At 37.4% G+C, this 17,166-nt stretch carries 17 protein-coding genes and 2 tRNA genes; 10 read left to right on the top strand and 9 right to left on the bottom strand.

Annotation, left to right across the window (positions count from 1 at the left end):
* Positions 1–10 precede the first annotated feature (10 nt).
* The 4 genes from IM793_RS21935 to ileS all read right to left on the bottom strand — a co-directional run bounded on the left by IM793_RS21935 (position 11) and on the right by ileS (position 5,455).
* Positions 11–529 (bottom strand): DUF4269 domain-containing protein, encoded by a 519-nt coding sequence (locus tag IM793_RS21935; protein WP_193425096.1) that lies wholly within the window; start codon positions 527–529, stop codon positions 11–13.
* Positions 530–1,037: 508 nt separating this feature from the next.
* Positions 1,038–1,640, bottom strand: coding sequence for a lipoprotein signal peptidase (locus tag IM793_RS21940; protein WP_193425099.1), 603 nt, complete (start codon positions 1,638–1,640; stop codon positions 1,038–1,040).
* Entirely contained in the window at positions 1,640–2,023 is a 384-nt protein-coding gene (locus IM793_RS21945) for a TraR/DksA C4-type zinc finger protein (RefSeq protein WP_029286865.1), read from the bottom strand. Before IM793_RS21945 ends, IM793_RS21940 begins: the two co-directional genes overlap by 1 nt.
* Before the next feature lie 30 nt (positions 2,024–2,053).
* Positions 2,054–5,455, bottom strand: coding sequence for an isoleucine--tRNA ligase (ileS, locus tag IM793_RS21950; protein WP_193425101.1), 3,402 nt, complete (start codon positions 5,453–5,455; stop codon positions 2,054–2,056).
* A gap of 84 nt (positions 5,456–5,539) precedes the next feature.
* Here ileS and IM793_RS21955 point away from each other — a divergent pair, with 84 nt between their 5' ends.
* Both IM793_RS21955 and IM793_RS21960 read left to right on the top strand, forming a co-directional pair.
* A complete protein-coding gene (locus IM793_RS21955) occupies positions 5,540–5,728 on the top strand; it encodes a hypothetical protein (RefSeq protein WP_134380444.1) in 189 nt (62 codons plus the stop codon).
* Positions 5,725–5,997, top strand: coding sequence for an isoleucyl-tRNA synthetase (locus tag IM793_RS21960; protein WP_193425104.1), 273 nt, complete (start codon positions 5,725–5,727; stop codon positions 5,995–5,997). Before IM793_RS21955 ends, IM793_RS21960 begins: the two co-directional genes overlap by 4 nt.
* 199 nt (positions 5,998–6,196) lie before the next feature.
* Here IM793_RS21960 and IM793_RS21965 read toward each other — a convergent pair whose 3' ends face one another.
* Both IM793_RS21965 and IM793_RS21970 read right to left on the bottom strand, forming a co-directional pair.
* Positions 6,197–6,808, bottom strand: a complete 612-nt coding sequence (locus IM793_RS21965) for a hypothetical protein (protein WP_227256347.1) — start codon at positions 6,806–6,808, stop codon at positions 6,197–6,199.
* 54 nt (positions 6,809–6,862) lie between these two features.
* On the bottom strand, positions 6,863–9,214 hold the full coding sequence (locus tag IM793_RS21970; protein ID WP_227256348.1) for an RND family transporter: 2,352 nt from the start codon (positions 9,212–9,214) through the stop codon (positions 6,863–6,865).
* Between the two features lie 121 nt (positions 9,215–9,335).
* Here IM793_RS21970 and recO point away from each other — a divergent pair, with 121 nt between their 5' ends.
* The 4 genes from recO (at position 9,336) to IM793_RS21990 (ending at position 10,826) form a co-directional block, all read left to right on the top strand.
* Positions 9,336–10,061 (top strand): DNA repair protein RecO, encoded by a 726-nt coding sequence (gene recO, locus IM793_RS21975; RefSeq protein ID WP_193425107.1) that lies wholly within the window; start codon positions 9,336–9,338, stop codon positions 10,059–10,061.
* Positions 10,062–10,156: 95 nt separating this feature from the next.
* Positions 10,157–10,231 (top strand) — tRNA-Val (locus IM793_RS21980).
* 153 nt (positions 10,232–10,384) lie between these two features.
* A tRNA-Val gene (locus tag IM793_RS21985) sits at positions 10,385–10,459 on the top strand.
* Between the two features lie 115 nt (positions 10,460–10,574).
* Positions 10,575–10,826: a GIY-YIG nuclease family protein gene (locus IM793_RS21990; protein ID WP_193425110.1), complete on the top strand. Its 252-nt coding sequence runs from the start codon at positions 10,575–10,577 to the stop codon at positions 10,824–10,826.
* A gap of 385 nt (positions 10,827–11,211) precedes the next feature.
* On the opposite strand, the gene IM793_RS21995 is transcribed toward IM793_RS21990, so the two are convergent.
* Entirely contained in the window at positions 11,212–11,631 is a 420-nt protein-coding gene (locus IM793_RS21995) for a VOC family protein (RefSeq protein WP_193425113.1), read from the bottom strand.
* Positions 11,632–11,831: 200 nt separating this feature from the next.
* On the opposite strand from IM793_RS21995, the gene IM793_RS22000 reads away from it, so the two are divergent.
* The 3 genes from IM793_RS22000 to IM793_RS22010 all read left to right on the top strand — a co-directional run bounded on the left by IM793_RS22000 (position 11,832) and on the right by IM793_RS22010 (position 14,417).
* The gene (locus IM793_RS22000; RefSeq protein ID WP_193425116.1) at positions 11,832–12,743 is read left to right on the top strand and encodes a hypothetical protein; all 912 of its coding nucleotides are present in this window, start codon (positions 11,832–11,834) and stop codon (positions 12,741–12,743) included.
* 77 nt (positions 12,744–12,820) lie between these two features.
* A complete protein-coding gene (locus tag IM793_RS22005; RefSeq protein ID WP_193425119.1) occupies positions 12,821–13,447 on the top strand; it encodes a class I SAM-dependent methyltransferase in 627 nt (208 codons plus the stop codon).
* Positions 13,448–13,520: 73 nt separating this feature from the next.
* A complete protein-coding gene (locus IM793_RS22010) occupies positions 13,521–14,417 on the top strand; it encodes an NAD(P)/FAD-dependent oxidoreductase (protein ID WP_193425122.1) in 897 nt (298 codons plus the stop codon).
* A gap of 14 nt (positions 14,418–14,431) precedes the next feature.
* Here the strand turns inward: IM793_RS22010 and IM793_RS22015 are convergent, their stop codons facing one another.
* Both IM793_RS22015 and IM793_RS22020 read right to left on the bottom strand, forming a co-directional pair.
* Positions 14,432–14,596, bottom strand: coding sequence for a hypothetical protein (locus IM793_RS22015; RefSeq protein ID WP_193425124.1), 165 nt, complete (start codon positions 14,594–14,596; stop codon positions 14,432–14,434).
* A gap of 203 nt (positions 14,597–14,799) precedes the next feature.
* Positions 14,800–16,257, bottom strand: a complete 1,458-nt coding sequence (locus IM793_RS22020; RefSeq protein WP_193425127.1) for an amino acid permease — start codon at positions 16,255–16,257, stop codon at positions 14,800–14,802.
* Positions 16,258–16,819: 562 nt separating this feature from the next.
* On the opposite strand from IM793_RS22020, the gene IM793_RS22025 reads away from it, so the two are divergent.
* Positions 16,820–17,155 (top strand): PadR family transcriptional regulator, encoded by a 336-nt coding sequence (locus tag IM793_RS22025; RefSeq protein WP_029275299.1) that lies wholly within the window; start codon positions 16,820–16,822, stop codon positions 17,153–17,155.
* Positions 17,156–17,166: the final 11 nt, after the last annotated feature.

Consider the following 17,166-nt stretch of genomic DNA (forward strand, 5'->3'; position numbering starts at 1 on the left):
TAGCGTCTCACTAAGACTCCAATTTCAGTAATTCTTCGTAAGTATCTCCCTCAATCCCTAACAGTTTTGCAAAGGCCGGTTCTGTTTTATAACCTTGCTTTTTTAAGGAGATAATTTTCTGTCTGAATGCTTCTCCTTTTTCCAAAAGTAATTTATATTCAATTAACATGTGGCGGTAAGCATTTTGCTGCGTAGTGGGGATGTTTTGTCCGAATATTTCTATTTCAAAATCCTCAATTTTAAATGTCGCTTTGATTGCATCGAATTTGATACTTTCGGTAACCGAGAAATCTTTTTCGGGGCCAAAAATGGCCATTAATTGATCAATAAATTCATTTTTGTCATATACTTCACAGATAATATCCAGGTCGCTGTTTTCGATGTCAATATTGATTGGAATGGTACCCACCAGGATTGGATGATAGAAAGCAAGTTTTTCTAAAATCTTATTATCCATTAAAACCTGATAAGCTTTTATCTGTTTTTCGTTACCAGATTGGAGATAAGATATATCGAGGAAGTTGATCATTGTTCTTTTATATTTAGCTTTAGGTCGGTGGGCCACCGACCTTGGAATTCGGATTTTTTTGTTATGCCTATTGCTTACCAAACTTTTGTTGGCTGGTGTGACACCAAATAATAGAGAAGTGCAGCTAACCAATGGGTTTTATTCTAATTGCACGAAAGATCCTGAAATAAATTCAGGATGACGATCTGGTGCGTTGATTTTTCTTTCGTGCATTACCCAAAGTTACTAAACCCGATAGGATGAATGCCAATGCTTTCTGGTATTATCCTGATTTTTTTGATGAAACACAGTTAGAGCACAGGCTTCAGGCAGTAAGGATAGCGGGAACGAACTTAAATAGCTGCTGCTGTACCTGCTTTCCAAATGAATTTAAGGTATGTTCTCTTTTTGGTCGGTGTGACACCAACCAATAGGATTTAGATAAAAAAGCCCATCTCAATTAAGAAATGGGCTTTTCAATATTATAGGCAAAGATGCTGAAACGAGTTCAGCACGACGAGTAGTTTATTTAATCTTCTACAATTTCACTGTTAATGCTTACCTCATCTTTTACATCTTCTTTAAAGTAGTTTTTCTGGAAGATTAGGATAAGTATTACACCAACTGAAATGGCTGCATCTGCGAGGTTAAAAACAGGTCTGAAGAAAACAAATTCTTCTCCTCCCCAAATCGGTAACCAGCTAGGGAAGTGGCCTTCTGCAATCGGAAAGTAGAACATATCTACCACACGGCCGTGAAACCAGCTTTCGTAGCCATAAATCTTTCCGTAAAATACAGAATCGATAATGTTTCCTAATGCGCCAGAAAAAATCAGTGCCACATTTAGGATTAAACCACGATGATATTTATGCTTAATTAGGTAATGTAAGCCATAACCAATTCCTGCAACAGCGGCAATACGGAAAAGCGATAAGGCTAATTTGCCAAATTCGCCACCAAACTCCATTCCAAAGGCCATCCCATTATTTTCGGTAAAATGGATAATAAACCATTTACCAATAATATGGAACTCCTGCCCAAGGTACATGTGTGTTTTAACCCAGGTTTTAACCAGCTGGTCGGCCAGTAAAACCAAAAAGATAAGAATTAAAGGTTTTGTATAGCCTTTCATTAACTCTGCTTTAATTTAGCTTCCATGCTTAAAGTAGCATGAGGAACAGCACGTAAACGCTCTTTTTGGATTAATTTACCCGTTTCGCGGCAAATACCATAAGTTTTGTTCTCGATACGCACCAATGCGTTCTCCAGGTTGTCAATAAATTTTTTCTGACGGGCAGCCAACTGATTGATCTGCTCTTTTTCCATTGTTGCCGAACCATCTTCCAATGTTTTGTATGCACCAGAAGTATCTTCCGTACCATTTGCATTTGGATTACTCAACGATGATGTTAAGGCATTAAGTTCTTCTTTAGAACTGCGTAATTTATCTTGAATTAATTCTTTAAATTCTTGTAACTCACTGTCTGAGTAGCGTGTTTTGTTGCTGTTTTCCATGTTTTTAATTTAGTTTTCTAATATATGGATTTATATTTTAGTTACTGAAATGCTTAACTCAACATCGTCGATAACGATTTTGTTTGCATTATTTACAGTATCTGTTAATTCTAATTCATCAGCCAATATTTCCGCGCAAATATAGCCCTTGTTTTTAGCAACTGCATTAGCTACCAAGTTATCATTTTGTAACGAAACTTTAATCCTATCGGTTACTTCGAAGTTTAATTCTTTGCGTAGATTTTGGATACGATTAACCAATTCGCGGGAAATACCTTCTTGTTTCAGTTCTTCTGAGATGGTCACATCCAAAGCCACAGTTAGACTGCCCAGGTTGGTTACCTGCCATCCCGGAATATCTTCGGCAAAAACCTCTACATCATCATTTATGTTGATGGTAAATTCTTCTCCGTTGCTTCCAACTACGATGATGAAACCATCACTTTCTAAACGCTGGATGTCATCCTGATTTGAGTTTTCTAAAGCCTGTTTAACCAGGCTCATGTCTTTACCTACTTTTTTACCTAATGATTTAAAGTTTGGTTTCAGCTTTTTCTTAACAATACCATGCGTATCAGTAATAAACTCGATATGTTTTACATTCGTTTCAGAAAGGATATAATCTGCAACCTTTGATATTTTTTGTTCAAAATCGCCACTTAAAGATGGGATTAAGATTTTTTCAAGTGGTTGACGTACATTAATGCCTGATTTTTTACGGAGCGATAAAACCATTGATGAAATATCCTGGGCGTAAACCATACGCTCGTTCAAATCGGTATCGATTAAACTTTGATCAGCCTCTTTCCATAAAGTTAAGTGGACAGATTGCTCCGCATATGCATCGGTAACAGTTAAGTTTCTGTATAACCAATCTGCAAAGAAAGGCGCTACAGGGCTCATCAACTGTGCTAAGGTTTCTAAACAGGTATATAATGTTTCGTAAGCTGCACGTTTATCATCCGTCATTTCGCCTTTCCAGAAACGGCGGCGACTTAACCTGATGTACCAGTTACTCAAATGTTCATCAACAAAAGCCTGAATAGAGCGGGTAGCTTTCGTTGGTTCGTAAGTGTTGTAACTTTCATCAACTTCGTTAATTAAAGTTTGCAATAACGAAAGAATCCAACGGTCTAATTCCGTTCTGTCTTCCACTTTGCTTAAATTATTTTTATCGATCTCAAATTTATCGATATTGGCATACAAGGCGAAAAAAGCATAGGTATTGTAAAGTGTTCCGAAGAATTTACGGCGCACTTCAGCAATTCCATCAATGTCAAATTTCAGGTTATCCCAGGGATTTGCATTCGAAATCATGTACCAACGCGTTGCATCAGCACCGTATTCGTTAATGGTTTGGAACGGATCGGCTGCATTGCCCAAACGTTTAGACATTTTTTGCCCGTTTTTGTCTAGTACCAGTCCATTCGAAACTACATTCTTGTACGCTACTTTATCGAAAACCAATGTAGATATGGCATGCAAGGTATAAAACCAGCCACGGGTTTGATCCACACCTTCGGCAATAAAATCTGCTGGAAAATCTTCATTTCCATCAATGGTTTCTTTGTTTTCAAAAGGGTAGTGCCACTGCGCATAAGGCATAGCACCAGAGTCGAACCAAACATCAATTAAATCACTTTCGCGGGTCATTGGTTTACCTGATGGAGATACTAAAATAATTTTGTCGACCACATTTTTATGTAAGTCGATCAAATCATAGTTCTCTTCAGACATGTTTCCGATTTCGAATCCTTTAAAAGGATTTTCTTTTTGGAAACCAGCTACTATAGATTTTTCAATGGCGTTATAAAGTTCCTCAACAGAGCCAATTAATACTTCTTCTTTTTTATCTTCCGTTCTCCAGATTGGCAAAGGAATTCCCCAGTATCTCGAACGTGATAAGTTCCAGTCGTTAGCGTTTTTAAGCCAGTTTCCAAAACGACCTTCGCCAGTCGATTTTGGTTTCCAGTTAATGGTTTCATTAAGGTCGAACATTCTGTCTTTAACATCCGTAACTTTAATAAACCATGAATCTAAGGGGTAATATAAAAGTGGTTCATCAGTTCTCCAGCTGTGTGGGTAACTGTGGACATATTTTTCTACTTTAAAAGCTTTATTTTCTTCTTTTAATAAAATGGCGATTTCTACATCAACCGATTTTTCAGGTGCTTCGCCAGCATTGTAATACTCGTTCTTTACATATTTGCCTGCAAATGGGCCAACATGTTTGGTGAATTTACCCTGTAAATCTACTAATGGAACGGGGGTATCATGTTCATCTAATACCAGCATTGGCGGTACTTCAGGAGTAGCTTCTTTAGCTACTTTAGCATCATCTGCGCCAAAAGTAGGGGCAGTATGCACAATACCGGTACCATCTTCTGTAGTTACAAAATCTCCTGCAATTACCCTAAATGCATTTTCAGGGTTTTGATATGGTAATGCGTAAGTTAAAAGTTGTTCGTATCTAATGCCAACCAACTCAGTTCCTTTGCATTCTGCAAGTATTTGGAACGGGATTTTTTTATCGCCAGCTTTAAAATTTGTAAAATCCTCATCTTCATTGCTTTCGAAGAAAATTTTACTGAATTGCTTCCCAACCAGGTTTTTTGCCAGAATTACATTTGTTGGCAAGAAGGTGTACTGATTAAACGTTTTGACTAAAACATAATCGATTTTTGGTCCAACCGTTAAAGCAGTGTTTGATGGTAAAGTCCATGGTGTAGTTGTCCATGCCAATAAATAAATATCATCAAATCCCTGTAAGAAGCTTGGTAACGTATCAGCTAATGCTTTAAACTGCGCAACAATTGTGGTGTCAGTAACATCACGGTAAGCGCCAGGCTGATTTACCTCATGCGAACTCAATCCTGTACCGGCTTTTGGAGAATAAGGTTGGATGGTATAACCTTTATAGATTAGTCCTTTATCGTAAATCTGCTTTAAAAGCCACCATACCGACTCCATGTATTTAGACTTATAGGTAATGTATGGATCATCCATATCTACCCAATAGCCCATTTTTTCAGTCAATTCGTTCCACACATCAGTGTAACGCATTACTGTTTTTTTACAAGCTTCGTTATAATCTTCAATAGAAATAGTTTTACCAATATCTTCTTTAGTAATTCCTAATTCTTTTTCGGTTCCAAGTTCAACAGGCAGGCCATGTGTATCCCAACCAGCTTTTCTTTTCACCTGGTAACCCTTAATTGTTTTATAGCGGCAAAAAATATCTTTAATTGCACGTGCCATTACGTGGTGGATTCCAGGCATGCCATTGGCAGACGGTGGGCCTTCGTAAAAAGTAAACGGATTAGATTTCGGACGGGAAGAAATACTTTTTTCAAAGATATTTTCCTTTTTCCAAAAATCCAGTATTTCTTGCCCTATTTTGGCAAGTTCCAATTGTTTAAATTCGCTATACATCAATCAAGTACCTCAAAAAATTAAAGGTTGCAAAGTTAACAGAATTGACTGAATTTTGGTAGTTTTGGTGTAAATACTTTTAACGTGAAATTATTTAATATCGGGCTTACACTGATGATTGTTGCCGTAATAGCCTTGCCAATTGTTGCGGTAATAAGTCCTTCAGACCGGGATTTTGTACTTTATGCTTTTTATTTCTGCGGCTTGCTCGAACTAATTGGGCTAATTTTTGTTTTAATCCATATTGTAACACTAAAAAGAAAGAATCCATGATCAAGCTGTTAAAATTGCAGAAAGCCGTTTTCCTACTCATCGCTGGCGTACTTTCTTTTATTGCCTACAAAATTTTAGATGCTTACGAAGTAAAGGGAAGCATCTATCTCCAAATGCTGGCCGGTGTATTTATCATCATTGGTGCTTTGTGGTTGTTATATCCAATTTTATTCGCCAAAAAGGATAAAGATGGCAATGCCGAAATCATTACTGACCCAACAGTTGAGGTTCCGGTAGATGAAGAGGAGCAAAAGCCTGCAACAGAATAAACCTCACCCTATCTACGCTTTTTGCTTTATCATCTGTCTGTTCGGTCCCTCTCCTCGTGGAGAGGGATGCATAGTTTCTGCGTCTAACTACTAACTTGCATAGGGAGAGGTTTTGGAAAGCAATGCCTGTAATCATTTTAATGTTCGTCCTGCTGTATGCTTGTCCCGATGAAAAAAGACCTATAAGGTTTTGAAAACCTTATAGGTCTAAATCTATAAACACTTCTCTTTGATGAAAAGTTATAAACTCTTCGATTCCTCCAAACCAATCAAAAACGGCATTTCGTTCAAGTTTTGAACTTTTGTTGATTGCGATTATTGAGTTGTAAGAAGAGTAATCCCATTCTGACGGTGATTTGCAAAAACCATGATGTACTGGGTTTTGATGGATATAATTGATTAATCCGGAAAAATAAAATTCATCCTTAATTTCTTTTCTTCGAGTGAAATCTAAAAATAAAGCCCCTCTTCTGTTATACTGTTTGTTAAATGCTTTAGCGTAGCTATTTAAAAAATTACTAAGTTGTTGCATAATGAATTTATGAAAATCAAATTCATCATTATCGTTTTTTGCTAATAGTCTGATTGTATTTTCATCCCTTACCTGTATAAGTGTGTGGAAATGGTTAGGCATTAAACAATAGCTAAATGTCTTAGCAATTGGATATATATATTTATCATATCTGCTTAGGAAGAAAATAAAATTATCATGTTTTCTGAACAGATTCTCATCTCCTACGGCGTGATTATAAATATGGTAAAAATTGTCGGGATGAAATTTATCTAAATATTTCATGGCAATTTTTTTCATAAATATAACAATCCTATTAGGTTTTCCAAACCTAATAGGATTTAAAATCGACGTTTAATGGTCAAACTCGCCTGCATTCTTCGCCGATTCTTCATCAGATACCAGTTTTCTTACCTTCTTTTTATCCAGCCATAAAACCAGTGCCGGCAATAGTGTTAAATTGAAAATTAAGGCTACCAATAAGGTGATGGATAAGAGCAAGCCCAGCACTACTGTTCCTCCGAAAGTTGAAGCCGTAAAAATTCCAAAACCGAAGAATAAGATTAAAGCAATATGCGTCATACTTACGCCTGTTTCGGTAATGGTATCCGTAATTACCTTAGGTACACTGAAATTGGTCAGGTTTAATTCCTGTTGATAACGTGTTAAGAAATAAATGGTCTGATCGGATGCCAAACCAAAGGCAATTGTGAAAATTAATATGGTCGAAGGTTTTAAGGAAATTCCAAAATAACCCATAATTCCTGCGGTAATAATTAAAGGAACAATGTTCGGAAGCAAGGAAATAAACATAATGCCCAAGTTCTTAAACTGTGCCAGCCTTAAAAGAGAGATCAATACAATGGCAAGCGCAATACTTTCTACCAGGTGCCGTAACATATAATCTGTTCCTTTAGAAAAGATAATGCTTGATCCCGTCAGCTCTACATCAAATTTAGATGGAGGCAAAATGCTATCGATGCGCGGTTTTAACTCGGCCATAATGGCGTCCAAACGTTTAGAGCCAACATCAGCCATTTGAAAACTGATCCTGGTGCTTTGATTCCCTTTGCTGATAAAGTTGGTTAACAAACTTGCATTTCCTTTTCCGCCATTGGCAATGTAGGCCAGGATAAAGTTCTTTTCTAAATTGTCTGGTAAACGGAAAAAGGTAGAGTCATTATTGTAGAATGCCTGAGTGGCATATTTTAAGCCCATGTTTACCGAAATAGAACGAGAAAACTCCGGATAGGCAGAAATCATCTTCTCCAGTTTTTCCATTCTTTTCAGATTGGTTAGGTTGAAAACGCCGTTTTTTTTCTTGGTATCTACACTTACTTCTAAAGGTAAAATACCTTCAAAATTTTTCTCAAAGAACTTTAAGTCAGTTAAAATTTCAGAGTTTTTGGGCAGGTCATCAACCACATAGCCGTTTACATTTATTTTCATCACCCCAATAAAGGCAATGATGGAGATGATAAGCGTTCCGATATAAATTAATCCGCTTTTACTTTGAACAAGTGTATCGGTTTTAACTAATAGTTTATGCAAAAAGCCTTCCTCAACATGGTTTTGCGCTTTTAGTTTTGGCGCTGGTAAGTAGCTGAAAATAATTGGAATTAAACATAAACACATTAACCAGGTAACCATTACGTTGATAGAGGCTACACTGCCGAATTGCATCAATAACTCACTTCCTGTAAAGTATAACACCCCAAATCCGATAGCTGCAGTAATATTAGCGATCAATGTGGTGATGGCGATCCGCTCGATGGTTATGCTTAAAGCTTTTTGTTTATCGCCATGCTTTCTGAGCTCATTCTGATATTTATTTAACAGCAAAATACTGTTAGGGATACCGATAATTACGATCAATGGTGGAATCAATCCTGTTAAAATAGTCAGTTCGAAGCCAAACAATACTAAAGTACCAATGCTCCAGATTACACCCATTATTACCACTAAAATAGGGAAGAATACGGCATAAAATTTCTTGAAGAAAATCAATAAGATTAAGGCCGAAACCAGGATTGAAAGACCCAGAAACAGTACGAATTCGTTACTCACCAATTTACTCACCGCCGTACGGATATAAGGCAAACCGGAAATGTGCACCTGAATTTTGGTAGATGCCTGAAAAGCTCTTGCTTTAGCTTCAATTTCCTTTAAAATGGGGTTACGTTCGGCGGTATTTAGGATTTTGGTATCGAAAGTGATGGCCATTAGTGTGGCATTCTGCCGGTTGTACACCAGTCCTTCGAAAAACGGGTTGCTATAAATGGTATTCCTGATCGAATCCATTTCAGCATCGGTTTTAACCAGACCGCCAGGGAGCGGTTTTAAAACAAATTTTTGGTTAACGGTATCTTTTTCCAGTTGAAAAATGCGTCCTGAAGATAAAACCTGTTTAATGCCCTTTAATTTCTGAATATCGTTCGAAAGCTGAACCCATTGGTTGTAAACTTCTTTTTTGAAAATATCAGGCGATTGTATCCCTACCACCATCACGCTTCCGTCTTCTCCAAAAGTCTTTTTAAAAGCATTGTATTTTACAAATGCGCTATCAGTAATGGGCAGGATTTTGCTCCCTGTATAAGAGAGTTTTACATTTTTGGCCTGATAAGCCATGAAAATTGTTCCTAATACGAAAAATACGATGATTGCGATACGATTCTGAAGAATAAATCTCGATAGCTTAACCCACATGTGCAGCTTGGTTTAATAATAATATTAACGGCAAAACTAATCTTATTTGTAAAACCTGATTACTTTTTGCGCAATTAAATTTGCACAAATAACATACTTTTGAAAAAATTGTTTTGATCGGATGTTGCACAAAGTAAGAGGCATTGTTTTAAAGACTACAAACTACAGCGAAAGCAGTGTGGTGGTGCAGGTACTTACCGATAAATTTGGCATGCAGTCTTACCTCATTAATGGGGTTAAAAAACCAAAAGCGAAGATAAAGATGAACATGCTTCAATCGCTGCATTTGCTTGATATGGTGGTTTATCATAAAGCAAATACCAATATTCAGCGGATATCGGAAGTTCGGCAAACACCTGTTTTTAAAAGTATCCCTTACGATATGATCAAAACCAGTATCGTTATTTTTTTAAATGAGGTACTTTATAAAAGTATCCGACAACAATCAGCAGATGAAAGTTTATTCGACTACATTTTCAATTCGATAGCCTGGTTTGACGAAGTGGAAGAGATAAACCCAAATTTTCATTTATCCTTTTTATTAAAGCTTACCCGTTTTTTAGGTTTTTCGCCCAATGAGAAAAGAAGAACTGACCAGATTTATTTCGATCTGCAGGAGGGGGCGTTTACCTCCAGGCTACCAATCCACTCTAATTATTTACAATTAGAGGATGCGATTGATTTTGTTTTACTTTTTCATACCCCGCTCGAAAAAATTTATGAAATAAAAATGAGCAATGCAAAGCGACGATTTTTGTTGGATAAGGTATTGGTTTTCTATACCTTACATACCGCCTCTTTTGGGGTGGTGCAATCGCACAAAATCCTCGAAACTTTGTTAAGTTGAAAAAAAAGAAAAAAAGATTTGCAGAACAGTTTTATAGCGCTATATTTGCATTCCCAAACGGAGGATGGGGCATTAAGTTTGACAAAATTATAAAAGGGAAATTAGCTCAGCTGGTTCAGAGCACCTCGTTTACACCGAGGGGGTCGGGGGTTCGAACCCCTCATTTCCCACTAAGCCTTTCAGTAAAACTGAAAGGCTTTTTTATCAAACTTTGAAATATACCTTAAAAGGGAAATTAGCTCAGCTGGTTCAGAGCATCCCGACATTATCAGTCGGGAGGGTCGGATCGAAAAGGCCGAGGTGATTTTAAAACATTACCAACAGGGAAATTAGCTCAGCTGGTTCAGAGCACCTCGTTTACACCGAGGGGGTCGGGGGTTCGAACCCCTCATTTCCCACAACTAAAGGTCTTCGATAATATTGAAGACCTTTTTTAATTCATACAGAAATCACTGTTCTATTAAGATTTTTAAAAACAATAGACATCCCAAAATAATTTTCCAGTTGTAAAAGATGTTTTACGCCTATATTCTATATTCCAAAACGCGCGATAAATATTATATTGGTTCTACTGTTAACCTAACGGAACGGTTAAAAAAGCACAATACCAACCATTCAGGTTTTACCGGACATACTGGTGATTGGTTTATTGTATGGTTCGAGATTTTCGATAACTTAAGAGATGCAAGGATTAAGGAAAGTCAGATCAAAAAATGGAAAAGTAGGGTTATGATAGAAAAATTGATTGCATCAACTGGTTTATAGCACCTTCTTTATGCCGAGATGGTCGTCCCGATTGAAATCGGGATCATTTCCCACAACAAAAAGCCTTTCAAGTTATTGAGAGGCTTTTTTTGTGCTGTCATTCTGAACACAGTGAAGAATCTTTCATCTGAATTAAAAGTTATCTTGACTTGGAGTATATCTAAAAGGATTAGATTAACGTAAAATATTTTAAACTATGATAGTTTATTTCGTAAAGATCCTTCGCTGCGCTACCATTGACAGGACACCAATAGAAAGGTCGTCATCTCATCTCGACTGTAGCACAGCGAAATGGAGAGAACTATTTAGTTAGATTTGGCTTCGCTGAGCACTGCGTGGTTCTCGACTGCGTTGCACTCCGCTCGAAATGACGCCAACTCGAGATTTAACTAGGCTCCCATAACTCAATCTTATTACCTTCTGCATCCATAATATGGATAAATTTTCCGTAGTCATAAGTTGCAATTTCATCAAGTATGGTTACGCCGTTTTCTTTAAGTTTCTCAATAAGACCCTCAATATTCTGTACGCGGTAATTAATCATGAAATCTTTTTTCGATGGAGAAAAATATTCATCGCCTTTTTTGAACGGACTCCATTGAAGGGATTCGATCTCGTCAGGGTTGTTTAGATTTCTGGATTCAAAACTCGAGGTACCCCAGGTACTCATTTCAAATCCTAAATTTTTAGCATACCAATCTTTCGTTTCCTGAGGATTATCGGAAAAAAAGAAAATGCCGCCAATTCCTGTCACTTTTGGAGTGGTATCTGCAGTCGAATTTGAGTTGTCTTTTTGTTCTTCCATATTATTTTCTATTTAGCTGAATGTAAGTGGTGTTGCAATAAATATCGTTATTTTTAATTTTTCTTAATAGCCCAATATAGCAGAAAATTACTTTTTCTCCAGTATGTTTTTTCTCCACAGAAATGGCCTTAAAATAGAATGTAATTTATTTACCTTATTCAATTATATATCCGAAATTGCCTGACGAAAAACAGCGGTAAATGCTCGGTAAAATAATCAGGTTTATTTTCTTTGGAAACTACTTTGTAGGAATTTTGGCAGTAGCCCTTACCCTCGAAGCTACCCTGCAATTAAGGCTGCCTTTTAACTCCCTCAATTATTACCTGTTATTGTTTTTGGCACCGACTATTTATTATACCTACGCTTACAATAAAGTTTCTACTGCACCATCCACCACCAATCCCCGTAACCAGTGGTATTTCGAGCATAAGAAATTTATCAATTGGAGTCAGGTAGTGCTTTTTATTTCTTGCATGCTGTTGGCCATTAATCTGCTTTACCAAAACTTTCAGCATATTCTGGCACTTCCGCTCAGTTATTGGATAGCCATTGTAATTATCATTGTTGCAGGAGGTTTATACTACGGTTTATTGCCTAAATCTTTCTTAAAATTCAATCTGCGCAATACTGGTTGGTTAAAAGCTTTCGTCATCGGTTTTGTTTGGGCCTGTTGTGCCAATGTGCTGCCCTTAATTATGCTTAAAATTGAAACAGGGGTAGGCTATCATGATTCCGTGCTTTGGACCTGGCTGTTTATTAAAAACTGGATGTTCTGCACGGTAAACGCAATCATTTTCGATATTAAAGATTACCCAACCGATGCCAATAAACATTTAAGGACCTTTGTAGTGCGATACGGCCTGAGAAGGACAATTTTTAATATTTTGATTCCGCTATTAATTATCGGTTTAATCTCGCTAGGCATATTTGCCAGTTACAAAGGCTTCGGAATACCGCAGGTTTTATTTAATGTTCTGCCATTTATATTAACCTTTTACGTGGCCTATTCTATGCACAGGAGAAAAAACATCCTCTATTATCTGATGGTAATTGATGGATTGATTTTGTTTAAGGCAATATGTGGAATGGTAGGGATGCAGTTTGTGCATTAAGCTGAAATACCAAAGCGTATAGTCCATTTGAGAACCCTGTCTTGATACTTGATTCTCAATACCTGATACTGAATACTATGAACAACAACTACGATAAAATAGCCAAGCATTACGATACCTTAAGCCGCCTGGTGTTTTTTAAATCGCAGGTTAATGCGCAGATCAATCAGCTTCAGTATCTTCCAAAAGATAGCTCCGTTTTAATTGTAGGTGGTGGAACAGGATGGATTTTAGAAGAAATTGGAAAGATATATCCCAGTGGCTTAAAGCTGGTTTATGTGGAAATATCAGCTAAAATGATAACACTTTCTCAAAAACGGAACTGTAAAAACAACCAGGTCGAATTTGTGAATCTTGGCATTGAGGATTTTAGAACGGATACCCTATTTGATGTGATTTTAACACCATTTCTTTTCGATAATTTCGCAGAGCAACGGGCCGCAAAAGTATTTGAACAATTGAATGCATGTTTGAAAAAAGATGGCCTGTGGTTTTTGGTCGATTTTTCGCTAAACAAAAATAATGGGAATTGGTGGAAATGGCTGTTGCTCAAATCGATGTACAGCTTTTTTAAATTACTGGGAATTGTAGAGGCAAATCACCTGATCGACATGAATCCTTACTTTATAAATGCAGGTTACAAGATCTTAGAACTGCGTTTGTATTATGGGAACTTCATTAAGGCGGTAATTTTCAAAAAATAAAATGACATTTATTTAATGCATCTGTGTTGCATTTGATGTTTCAATTCAGATCTTTGTGTCAAAAGATAAGAATATGGATTTTGATGTAATTATAATTGGCGGCAGCTATGCAGGTTTATCTGCCGCATTAACTTTAGGCCGTTCAACCCGGAATGTTCTGGTAATCGATGCGGGCAAACCCTGTAACCGGCAAACGCCACATTCGCATAATTTTTTAACGCATGATGGCGATCGGCCAGCCGAAATTTCTAAGGCAGCAAAAGCCGAAGTGTTAAAATATTCAACGGTTAAATTTTTAAATGCAAAAGCCGATTCAGCCAAACAAATTGAAGGTGGTTTTAGTGTTGGCCTGGAAGATGGACAATATTTTACTTCCCGCAAATTATTATTGTCCACAGGTTTAAAAGATGTACTGCCTGATATTAAAGGTTTGGCTGAGTGCTGGGCCATTTCTGCTATACATTGTCCTTATTGCCATGGCTACGAAGTAAAGAATGAAAAAATAGGACTGCTAATGAATGGCGATCACGCGTTTGAGATGGCCAAAAACCTTCACCTTTGGAATAAAGATTTAACCATTTTAACCAATGGGAAATCCGGATTTACAGCCGGGCAGGTAAAAAAACTGAAATCTAAATCGATTACCGTTTTAGAAGAGGAGATTATCCAATTGGAACACCAAAATGGTCAGCTGGAAAATATTGTTTTTAAAAATGGAGAAAAGGTAACCTTTAAAGCGATTTACGTTAAACCTGAAATAGAACAGCATATAAATTTTAGCGTGCAACTCGGTTTTGAATTAACAGATCTAAGAACGATAAAAGTAGATGAGCAGCAGGAAACTACTGCAAAAGGCGTTTATGCAGCAGGAGATTGTACAACCTTGTTCAGGTCGTTGTCGATTGTTACAGCCGCAGGAACCGTGGCCGCAGTAATGATAAATAAAGCGTTAATTTCTGAAGATTTTTGATCAATCATCTGAAATTAAAATAAGATGGCGCCAATAATAGTGACAATAAACATCGCTGCCATTACAATTCTGTCAGCAGTAATCCATTGGTCTTTTGTAAGTGGTGTTGCAACTTTTTTTACGGTTTCAGCTTTGTGTCTCGAAAGTCTGAAAACTGATGTGTCTAATTTAATAATCATGGGATAATGTTTTAATAGGGTTGATTTTATTAAGGCAAATCCCAAGCCAAAAATTCAGAAAAATGTTAAATTGTGGATAACTAATATTTTTTCTTAACGAATTGATATTTATGCGGTTGTAAATACGATATGCAATTAAAAAAGGGCAATCAGATTGTATGGAATATCCAACAACCTGACTGCCCAATATGTATAGTAATATTTTATTGTGGCTTTTCGACCTGCTTTGCTACAGCATTTAATTTACTGTTCTTTTTACCATAGCCGAAGTAAATGGCTAATCCAATAATTAACCATACAGCTAGTCTAACCCAGGTTTCCCAGGGTAAAAATACCATCATGGCTATGCAGGTTAAAATGCCCAAAATTGGGATTAATGGCACCAAAGGGACCCTAAATGGGCGTTTGGCTTCAGGATCTGTTTTCCTTAAAATCAGGATACCTACACAAACCATCAAAAAGGCCAGTAAGGTTCCAATGCTGGTCATTTCGCCTACTACATTCATGGGTACAAATGCAGCAAAAAGTCCAATAAATACACAGAGTATAATATTCGATTTGTATGGTGTTTTAAATTTTGCGTGTACATCAGAAAACATTTTTGGCAATAAACCATCTTTGCTGATGGAATAAAACATCCGTGATTGCGCCATTAAATCGATCAGGATTACCGAAGTGTAGCCGATCAGAATGGCTAAAATAATGGCCTGACTTAACCATGCATAAGGAGTTTTTTCGATGGCTATAGCTACAGGTGCGCCGCTATTGGCAAATTCTTTGTAATTGGCCAACCCTGTCATTACATGACCAAACAAACCGAATAAAACCGTACAAACCACTAGCGATCCTATGATGCCGATCGGTAAATCTCTCGCCGGATTCTTTGTTTCCTGTGCGGAAGCAGCAACGGCATCAAAACCAATAAATACAAAAAATACCAATCCGGCGCCGCGTAATACACCACTCCAGCCAAACTGACCAAATGTTCCGGTATTTTCTGGAATGTATGGATGATAATTTGCCGGATCGATATATTGCCAACCCAGTGCAATAAATACCAATACTACGCCAACTTTAAGAAATACAATTATTCCGTTTACAATAGCCGAGCCTTTAGTGCCACGGATGAGTATGGCCGTCATTAATACCACAACCAATGCTGCAGGGATATTAATAATGCCATTAACGGTAGAGCCATCGGCAAGTTTAGCGGTTTCGAAAGGAGATAAGGTTAACTGTGGAGGGAGATAAATGTGTAAACTGGCTAAAAACCGGGTTAAATACTGCGACCAGCTAATGGCTACAGTTGCACAACCCACAGAATATTCCAATACCAGATCCCAGCCTATAATCCAGGCGAACAGCTCGCCCATGGTGGCATAAGAATAGGTGTAGGCACTACCTGCAACCGGAATCATAGAGGCGAATTCTGCATAACAAAGTGCAGCAAAACCACAGCCTAAAGCCGCAATTACAAATGATAGCGTAACCGCAGGGCCGGAATGATTGGCTGCTGCCAAACCCGTAATCGAAAATAAACCGGCGCCAAGTGTTAAGCCAACCCCAATTAAAATGAGGTTGATGGGGCCTAAAGTTCTTTTAAGCGTTCCTTCGCCGCTTTGGTTTGCCTCGGCAACAATGCTGGCAATAGATTTCTTCATGAAAATAAGTTAATACGCTACAAAATTATTAAAATATATTAAATCTATCGTATTTATGTATTTAATTCCTATGGCCAACTTCCGCAGTCTGAAATGGGCGTTTGTGATAAAAGACTTCGGAAGTTTAAAGGGCTTCAGAGAAATCTGTGGCCGCGCCAGGCTGACTTACGAAGTTTCCTTAACGCCAAGCCGGGCAAACTTCGTAAGTCTGAGCGCTCGGACTACCAACCCCTCCCCAATAAACCTGATAGAACCAAATAGCTCCCGATTTTAAGGCAGGCCAGCTTACGAAGTTTAACAGGCATGAGCAGGGCAAACTTCGTAAGTTTAGCACAGGTCCAATCGGGACTATAGGTGATAGCAGGACGGCAAAAACCGAAGCATTACAGAACCTTGCTTTTCTAAAAAACATCAAAAATTTTCAGCTTTTACAGAATTATTTCTGAAACACAAAATTTTATTTAAAATTATATGATTGATAGTCAATGCTTTAATAATTTACTTTAATTTATTTTAGTACTATGTATTGCATAGTAGTATATAAAACATATATCTTTGTTATATGATAGCAGAAAATACGCAAACGCAAATGCGGAAGGGAATTCTGGAATACTGTGTTTTATCAATCATCTCCCGGGGCGAAATATATGCTTCGGATATTATTGCCGAATTGAGGACGGCAAAGCTATTGGTGGTTGAGGGTACATTATATCCATTATTAACCAGGCTTAAAAACAACGGTTTGTTAAGCTACAACTGGGTAGAATCTACCTCAGGCCCACCGCGTAAATATTATACCTTAACCGAAGATGGTAGGGGTATTTTATCACAATTAGATCAAACCTGGCAGGAGCTGGCTTATGCTGTAGGTATTTCACAAAAAGGAGCCAATTCATAATTAGTAAAAAA

It is taken from the genome of Pedobacter sp. MR2016-19 (assembly GCF_014947265.1).
Classification (GTDB): domain Bacteria; phylum Bacteroidota; class Bacteroidia; order Sphingobacteriales; family Sphingobacteriaceae; genus Pedobacter.